The sequence below is a fragment of the Bradyrhizobium sp. P5_C11_2 genome (assembly GCF_054049755.1).
The window spans coordinates 1-7783 of sequence record NZ_JBFULT010000361.1; the positions used below are offsets into that span (position 1 = coordinate 1).

Below are 7783 nucleotides of genomic sequence, written 5' to 3' on the forward strand. Positions count from 1 at the left end.
GCTGCGTCCCATCGGGGCCATAGTCACATGCGGTTTCAACATATGCCTCAAGCAGGCGCCCGAATAACGCGTCCGGAAGCTCACCACAGGCAAGCACGCCCGCCCGTGTTTCAGAAGCTGGGAAGAACTTATACGCAGCAAACGTTTCCTCCGGACGCCGCTTTGCATCGACGTATTGCTGCCGAGTCATGCCTTGATAGCCACTACCGGTCGCTACCAAGGTCAAGGCGACGCCGAGTTCCCAAAGCAGGTAGCACCCATCCTCGAACGGAGTTTGTGCGTAGTGCCAATAGTAGCCAGGCGTGTCGCCTGGTTCGAGCGTCATCGAAAAGCGTCGCGCGAGGCCGACGGCAAGCTCCGCGGCCAATCGAAGGCGCGCTGATGGTTGATCGACTCCCGTCATTTTTGCCATTTATCCCAATGTTAGACACCACCGGGTTGCTTCAAAGCCAGCTTCGCCGCGAAGCCTACTCTCTGAAGCTTAGGATTTGGTAGTCGACCACAAGGAGCGGCGTGAGATTGTCTGGTCTGGGTCAAAATGCGAAGAACTCAACCTGAGCAAATCTAGTCCGCCATGCCTCGCTGAGCGGACCTCAATGAGGCGCGCCACTACTTCGCTGATGGGCCAAACTCGGAAGTCGGGCCGTCCGGCTCCCACATCTGCATTGTCCCCGCGAGCGGACGTCATAGGGGCGCGTGGCGAGCAGCAATTGTAGGAGCAGATTTCTGAGTAGACCAAACCAAAATTCAGAATGAATTCTGTATTTCAATAGCTTGCCGGGACGTTAGATTCCGACCAGGCATCCGTCTTCGCTAAAGCTTCGGCGGACAGGAATTCCACGTCGCGGATGCCTCGACGTAGCCTTGGCGAAGGCAGACCGCTGCTTCGCAGCTACGCTTGGCGCAGCCGTCTCCATTCTCTCGCGCGAAACAGCGTGGCATGTCCGGCGTAGCGTCTTGCGAGCCCGGACGCTCAGTCCATCGCTTGGCACGGCCAATCGGCTCTAAGCCGCCTGTATCTCCAGGAAACGCTCGGCGTAGTGGCAGGCGACGAGGCGGCCGTCGAGAGGACGCAGCAGCGGACGCTGCGTGCGGCAGAGATCCGTCACATAGGGACAGCGGGTCGAGAACACGCAGCCTTTCGGCGGATCGAGCGGCGAAGGCAACTCGCCCTTCGGCACGATCCGCCGGCGTTTGCGGCCAAGGCCCGGCGTCGCGTCAAGCAAGGCCTGTGTATAGGGATGCAACGGCCGCGCAAAGATACGCTCTTTCGGCCCATGTTCCACTGCGCTTCCTAGATACATGATCATCACGTCATCCGCGATGTGACGCACCACACCGAGATCGTGCGAGATGAAGAGGTAAGCCAGCCCCAGCTCGCGCTGCAGATCGACCAGGAGGTTGAGAACCTGCGCCTGCACCGACATGTCGAGCGCGGAGACCGGCTCGTCGGCAACCAGTAGCTTCGGCCGCAACATCAAGGCGCGCGCGATCGCGATGCGCTGACGCTGGCCGCCCGAGAACATGTGCGGATAGCGGCCATATTGCTCCGGCCGCAACCCGACCTTCGCCATCATGTCGAGCGCCTGCGCCCGCCGCTCCTGCTTCGAGAGGCTGGTGTTGATGATGAGCGGCTCTTCGAGTATGTCGCCGACGCGCTTGCGGGGATTGAGCGACCCATAGGGGTTTTGAAACACGATCTGCACGGTGCGGCGCAACGCCTTCACGGCGCTGGGAGGAGGATTGACCGCATCGACGCCGTCTAGCATCAGCGTGCCGGCGCTCGGCTTCTCGATGAGAGTCACAAGCCTTGCGAGCGTCGACTTGCCGCAACCGGATTCGCCGACGACCGCCAGCGTCTTGCCGGTTTCAAGCGCGAACGAAATTCCGCCTACGGCCTGCAGATGCGCCGGCGGGCGAAACCAGCCCTGCTTGATCTCGTAGCTGCGCTTGAGATCGGTGGCGGTGACGAGCGCCGTCATGACACCGTCCCGCGGTTGAGGATCGGCGCGCCGCCGGCGCTGCCCCGATCGGCCGCGATGCGCTCGTCCCGCGAGGGATCGCCGAGCGGATAATGACAACGGATCAGGCCGTCCATCCAGGGGCGCAGATCGGGACGCACCTTGTCGGCCAGCGGCGTTGCATAGATGCAACGCGGACTAAACAGGCACCCTGGCGGTCGATCGTGGAGCCCCGGCACCACGCCGGGAATGGTGGCGAGCCGTCCGCCATCACTCGCCTCCGGGCGTGCCGCCAGCAACGCGGCCGTATAGGGATGCTGAGGCGAGGTGAACAGGCTCTCCGTCGGTCGCTGTTCCATGATCTGGCCCGCATACATCACGGCGACGCGCTCGGCCGTGTCCGAGACCACACCCATGTTATGCGTGATGAGAATCAGCGCCATGCCGCGATCGCGTTGCAGGGACAGCAGCAGATCGAGGATCTGCGCCTGGATGGTCACATCGAGCGCCGTCGTCGGCTCATCGGCGATCAGGAGTTTTGGATTGCAGGCGATCGCCATCGCGATCATCACGCGCTGGTTCATGCCGCCCGAGAGCTGGTGCGGATAGGCCGACAGCCGGCTCTCCGGCGCCGGAATGCCGACCTGCTCCAGGAGTTCGATCACGCGGCGCCGCGCCGCCTTGCGATCCATTCCTTCATGGATGTGCAACGTCTCAGCCAGCTGATAGCCGATCGTGAAAGAGGGATTGAGCGATGTCGTCGGCTCCTGGAAGATCATGGCGATGTCCTTGCCGGCGAGCGCGTTTCGCTCGCGGTCGGACAAGGCCTGCAGATCCCTTCCCGCAAACGACAGTCTGTCGGCTCGGACGCGTCCCGGATAGGGCACGAGTCCCATCAGGGCCAGCATGCCGATGCTCTTGCCGGAGCCGGATTCGCCGACGATCCCCAGCACCTCGCCTTTCTCGAGCGTGATGCTGACGCCATCCACGGCGCGCACCATCCCGTTCTGGGATGGAAACTCGACCGACAGATTTTCAATCTCGAGCAGCGGCATCAGATCGACTTCACTATGCTATCGCTTGAGCTTGGGATCGAGCGCATCGCGCAGCCCGTCGCCCAGAAGGTTGAAGGCAAGCACGGTCACGAGGATTGCCAGGCCCGGAAGCGTGACGACCCACCAGGCCCGCAGCACGAATTCGCGCGCGTCCGCCAGCATGGTGCCCCATTCCGGCAGCGGCGGTTGCGCACCGAGACCGAGGAAGCCGAGCGCGGCCGCGTCGAGGATCGCGGTCGATATGCCGAGCGACGCCTGCACGATCAGGGGGGCTGCACAGTTCGGCAACACCTCCTTGAACATCAGCCGAAGCCGGCCGGCACCTGCGACCTTGGCTGCGACGACGTAATCCTTCGATACTTCGCTGATCACGGCGGCGCGCGCAATCCGCACATAGTGCGGCAGCAGCACGATCGCGACCGCCAGCATCGCATTCATCAGGCCTGGTCCCAGGATCGCAACGATCACGATCGCAAGCAAAAGGCTCGGCAGCGTCAGCGTGACGTCCATCAGCCGCATGATCGTGATCTCGATCACGCCGCGGAAAAAACCCGCGACCAGACCGAGAATCGTCCCGGCGACCACCGACAACGTCACCACCGCGATGCCGATCAGAAGCGACAGCCGCGCGCCATGGATGAGACGGGATAGAATATCGCGGCCGATCGCATCGGTACCAAGCGGATAGGCCATCGATCCGCCCTGCTGCCAGAACGGGGGCTTGAGAAAGACCGCATTGTTGGTGAGGATCGGAGAATGTGGCGCGACGACATCGGCAAGGAGCGCGAGCAGAACCAGAACCACGATCACGGCGAGGCCCGCCACGGCGCCGAAATTCGCCTTGAAGTCGGACCAGAACTGCAACAGCGGATGTGGCGGCGCGCCCGGCTGCGCCACGACGGGAGTGTTGAGGACTTCGGCGGTCATCTTGTGTACCGGATGCGGGGATTGATCAGCCCATAGGCGACGTCAACCAGCAGATTGACTATCATGACGATCGCGCCGATCAAGAGCGTGCCGCCCTGCAGCACCGGATAGTCGCGGCGGTTGATGCCCTCGATCAGCCATTTGCCCACACCCGSCCAGGAGAAGATGGTCTCGGTGAGGATTGCGCCAGTAAAGAGAACGCCGACCTGCAGCCCGATCACCGTCACCACCGGGATCAGCGCGTTACGCAACGCGTGGATCGCGATCACCCGCCAACGCGGCACCCCTTTGGCGCGGGCGGTGCGGATATAATCTTCGCCCAGCACTTCCAGCATGGCGGACCGCGTCATGCGGGCGATGACGGCAAGCGGCACCGTGCCGAGCACGATCATCGGAAGCACGAGATGCGACAGGGCCGAGCGAAACGCGCCGAAATCACCGGCCAGCAGTGCATCGATCGTCAGGAAACCGGTCACCGGTTCGATGTAGTATTGCACGGCGATCCGGCCCGACACCGGCGTCCATCCGAGCTGCACGGAAAAAAGCAGGATCAGCAACAATCCCCACCAGAAGATCGGCATCGAATATCCGGTGAGTGAGATGCCCATCACGCCGTGATCGAAGATGGAGTTGCGCCGGACCGCCGCGATGATCCCGGCTGGTAACCCGAGGCCTAACGCAAACAGGATCGCGCAGACCGATAGTTCGATCGTCGCCGGGAACAACGTCCCAAATTCGGAGATCACCGGCTCATGGGTGACGATCGAGCGGCCGAGGTCGCCATGCGCCAGCCGCGCCAGATAGAGGCCGTATTGCACCAGAACCGGCTGATCGAAGCCGTACTCCTTGAGCAGTTGCGCGTGCCGGGCCGGATCGATGCCGCGTTCGCCCGCCATCGTCTCAATGGGATCGCCGGGGATCAGGCGGATAAGCACGAACACAAGCAACGTAATCCCGATAAAGGTCGGAACCACGAGGCTCAGTCGGGTAAAGATGAACCGGAGCATGCCGTTCCCTGCCACCCTCCCCGGAAGGGAAAGGGTAAAGAAAAATGGGCGGAGCCTGCCAAGCCACTCCGCCCCTGTCTCCTGCTATTCCTTGACGTCGACGCCGTAGAAGTTGTGGCGTCCGAACGGCGACAGCTTGAAGTCGATCACCCTCTTGCCGACGGGCTTCAGCTGCACCGCGTGCGCGATGGTGAACCACGGCGCCTGCTCCTTGAAGATCACCTGCGCCTGCTCGTACAGCTTGGTCCGCTCGGCCTGATCGCTGACCGTCTTGGCCTTCACGACCAGGTCGTCGAACGGCTTGTAGCAGAATTTGGCGATATTCGAGCCCGATGCCGTTTGCGCCGAGGCGCAGCCCAGCAATGTGTGCAGGAAGTTGTCGGGGTCGCCGTTGTCGCCGGTCCAGCCGAACATGCCCATCTGATGCTCGCCGGTCTGCAACCGCTTGCGGTATTCGCCCCATTCAAACGACTTGATCTCGGCCTTGACGCCGATCTTGGCGAGGTCGGCCTGCATCAACTCGGCAATACGCTTGGCGTTCGGATTGTAGGGGCGCTGCACCGGCATGGCCCATAGATCGGTTTCGAAACCGTTCGGGTAGCCGGCGTCGGCCAGAAGCTTCTTGGCTTGCTCCGGATCAAAGGGATCGTCCTTGATGCTGTCGTTGTACGACCACATGGTGGGCGGGATCGGGTTCTTGGCCGCGATGCCGGTCGACAGATAGACGGCATCGATGATCGCCTTCCGATCGATCGCCATGCTGATGGCCTTGCGCACGCGCACGTCATCGAAGGGCTTCTTCTGTGTCTGGAACGCGAGATAACCGATGTTGAGGCCGGGCTGCTCCAGGATCGTGACGTTCGGATCCTTCTTGATCGCGTCGATGTCGGCCGGGTTCGGATAGGGCATCACGTCGCATTCGCCCTTCTGAAGTTTGGCCCAGCGAACGGATGCATCCGGCGTGATCGCGTAGACGAGGTCGTCGATCTTGGCCTTGCCGCCCCAGAATTCAGGGAATGCCTTGTAACGAATCACGGCGTCCTTCTGGTATTGCACCAGATAGAATGGGCCTGTGCCGATCGGATCCTGGTCGATCTTCTCAGGCGTACCGGCCTTCAGCATGGCATCCGCATACTCCTTCGACTGGATGGCTGCGTAGGGCATCGCGAGATCGGCGAGGAAAGGCGCTTCCGGCTGGTTGAGCGTTATCTTGATGGTGTAGTCGTCGAGCTTCTCGACCGACTTCAACAATTTCGGCATGCCCATGTCGCCGAAATAGGAATGGTTCGGACTCGTTACCTTGAAATACGGATTGTCGTCCTTCCATTGCCGCTCGATTGAGAACAGGACGTCGTCAGCATTGAACTCCCGCGTCGGCTTGAACGACTTCGACGTCGCATGCCACTTCACGCCCTTGCGCAGGTTGAAAGTATAGGTGACGCCGTCAGGCGAGATCGTCCATTTTTCCGCGAGGCCCGGCACCACTTTCGTGCCGCCGCGCTCGAATTCGACAATGCGGTTGTAGATCGGCTCATTGCCGTCGAACGACGTGCCGGTGGTGTTGACGCCGGGATAGAAGTTCTCCGGGCTGCCTTCCGAGCAGTAAATCAAGGTTTTGGCAGACGCGGTCGAGGCCACCGCGAGCGCCGTAGCGCAGACGCCGGCGAGCAGGATTGATCTGTTCACTGTCGGAACTCCTAGTGAATTCTCTCGGCGCGGTTGACGCAGGYTGCGCCAAAGACGCCAGAAACGAGATTGCGATTGCGTATTGCAGCTGTCAATGCGTCCTGGGGTGACGGGATGACGTTTCGAAGAAAAGTCATCCGGGTCTGAAATCGTGCGCAGGTGGGGCAGCGGCGATTTTCTGCTTTAGTCCTGAAGGCGGACAAGAACCCGACCCGGTACGATGGGGTCAAGGCGGCGGTCGAGACAAGCGCCCCTCATGTCCGGACCAGCTTAGACAGCCGACCTCGTGAGAGTTAGAGCGCCGTTCGGCTCTGGGCCGATGCTGTTGAAGAAGTCAGTTAAGTTGATGAGGTGATGGGGCGCCAGCGGGCGGGTCAGGCCCAGTTCTCCTACTCTTTCCATTTGGAGGAGCGTGTTCCGGCCTCCGACCTCCTACGCAAGATCGATGTGTTCGTCAGTCAGGCATTGGCAGACGTTCATCGCAAGATGGCTAGTTCTACAGCCATATCGGTCGCCCATCGATCGATCCCGAGTACGGTCTTGTCAAGCCGGCCAGTTCGACCCGCGTTAACCCTGTCTCTGATCTTCTCACGTAACCGCGCCTGCAGGTTCACTTCTGCCGCTAAGCCGCCTTATTGGATGTTTGCAATTGTTCTCCGATTTTCGGGAGCTTATTTCCGGCAGGCTTTGAGCGAGGCTTCTCGTTCGGAAAGCGTGAAATCAGATGAGAGTGGCTCTCATCCTTGTTGGCCTCGGTACACTCGCGGTGATGGAGCTCGAGACATCACCGCGCACCACAAAGCCTGTGAACGAGCCGCCCGCTCAGGCAACCGTCGGGTTACGCGCCTCACACGATACACTGACGACGGCAGACCGGCTCGAAATCCCGCACATGCAATTTGAAGCGCTGCAGCCCTCGAGCGAGCCGATGCCTCCGCCGCATCTAACAGCGATTGTTGCGCAAGAGCCTTCGAAGATCATCGAGCAACACAAGAGCAGCGCAAGCGAAGGAAAATCCGCAGTCATGCGGCCCAGACCTCGACCTCGGCCTCGGCAGGAAACTTCCAAGGCAACTGCGAATGCCAATCGCGCCAAATCGGTCGCGGAGGTCAAGCCCTGCCGGTCAGGTGCCTTCGAAGGCCTATTC

7 protein-coding genes are annotated in these 7783 nt (G+C 61.3%); 1 reads left to right on the forward strand and 6 read right to left on the reverse strand.

Annotation, left to right across the window (positions count from 1 at the left end):
- The 6 genes from ACXJL8_RS27505 to ACXJL8_RS27530 form a co-directional block, all read right to left on the reverse strand.
- Positions 1 to 403 (reverse strand): hypothetical protein (locus ACXJL8_RS27505; RefSeq protein ID WP_456685921.1); only part of this gene is annotated, 403 nt, incomplete at its 3' end.
- 601 nt (positions 404 to 1004) lie between these two features.
- Positions 1005 to 1982: a peptide ABC transporter ATP-binding protein gene (locus tag ACXJL8_RS27510; RefSeq protein ID WP_456624123.1), complete on the reverse strand. Its 978-nt coding sequence runs from the start codon at positions 1980 to 1982 to the stop codon at positions 1005 to 1007.
- Positions 1979 to 3016: an ABC transporter ATP-binding protein gene (locus ACXJL8_RS27515; RefSeq protein WP_456624124.1), complete on the reverse strand. Its 1038-nt coding sequence runs from the start codon at positions 3014 to 3016 to the stop codon at positions 1979 to 1981. The genes ACXJL8_RS27510 and ACXJL8_RS27515 overlap by 4 nt, the downstream gene beginning before the upstream one ends.
- An 18-nt stretch (positions 3017 to 3034) precedes the next feature.
- A complete protein-coding gene (locus tag ACXJL8_RS27520; protein WP_334526520.1) occupies positions 3035 to 3943 on the reverse strand; it encodes an ABC transporter permease subunit in 909 nt (302 codons plus the stop codon).
- Positions 3940 to 4950: an ABC transporter permease subunit gene (locus ACXJL8_RS27525; RefSeq protein ID WP_456685922.1), complete on the reverse strand. Its 1011-nt coding sequence runs from the start codon at positions 4948 to 4950 to the stop codon at positions 3940 to 3942. The genes ACXJL8_RS27520 and ACXJL8_RS27525 overlap by 4 nt, the downstream gene beginning before the upstream one ends.
- Before the next feature lie 84 nt (positions 4951 to 5034).
- Positions 5035 to 6636 carry an ABC transporter substrate-binding protein gene (locus tag ACXJL8_RS27530; protein ID WP_456685923.1) on the reverse strand — a complete coding sequence of 534 codons (1602 nt, stop codon included), beginning with the start codon at positions 6634 to 6636 and terminating at the stop codon, positions 5035 to 5037.
- Between the two features lie 724 nt (positions 6637 to 7360).
- On the opposite strand from ACXJL8_RS27530, the gene ACXJL8_RS27535 reads away from it, so the two are divergent.
- A partial coding sequence (locus ACXJL8_RS27535; protein WP_456685924.1) for a hypothetical protein occupies positions 7361 to 7783 on the forward strand: 423 nt, incomplete at its 3' end.

What these genes read in the sequence shown, in the direction of transcription:
- ACXJL8_RS27510 (WP_456624123.1), bottom strand. Translation starts at nt 1,982, where the DNA reads ATGACGGCGCTCGTCACCGCCACCGATCTCAAGCGCAGCTACGAGATC.
- ACXJL8_RS27515 (WP_456624124.1), bottom strand. Translation starts at nt 3,016, where the DNA reads ATGCCGCTGCTCGAGATTGAAAATCTGTCGGTCGAGTTTCCATCCCAG.
- ACXJL8_RS27520 (WP_334526520.1), bottom strand. Translation starts at nt 3,943, where the DNA reads ATGACCGCCGAAGTCCTCAACACTCCCGTCGTGGCGCAGCCGGGCGCG.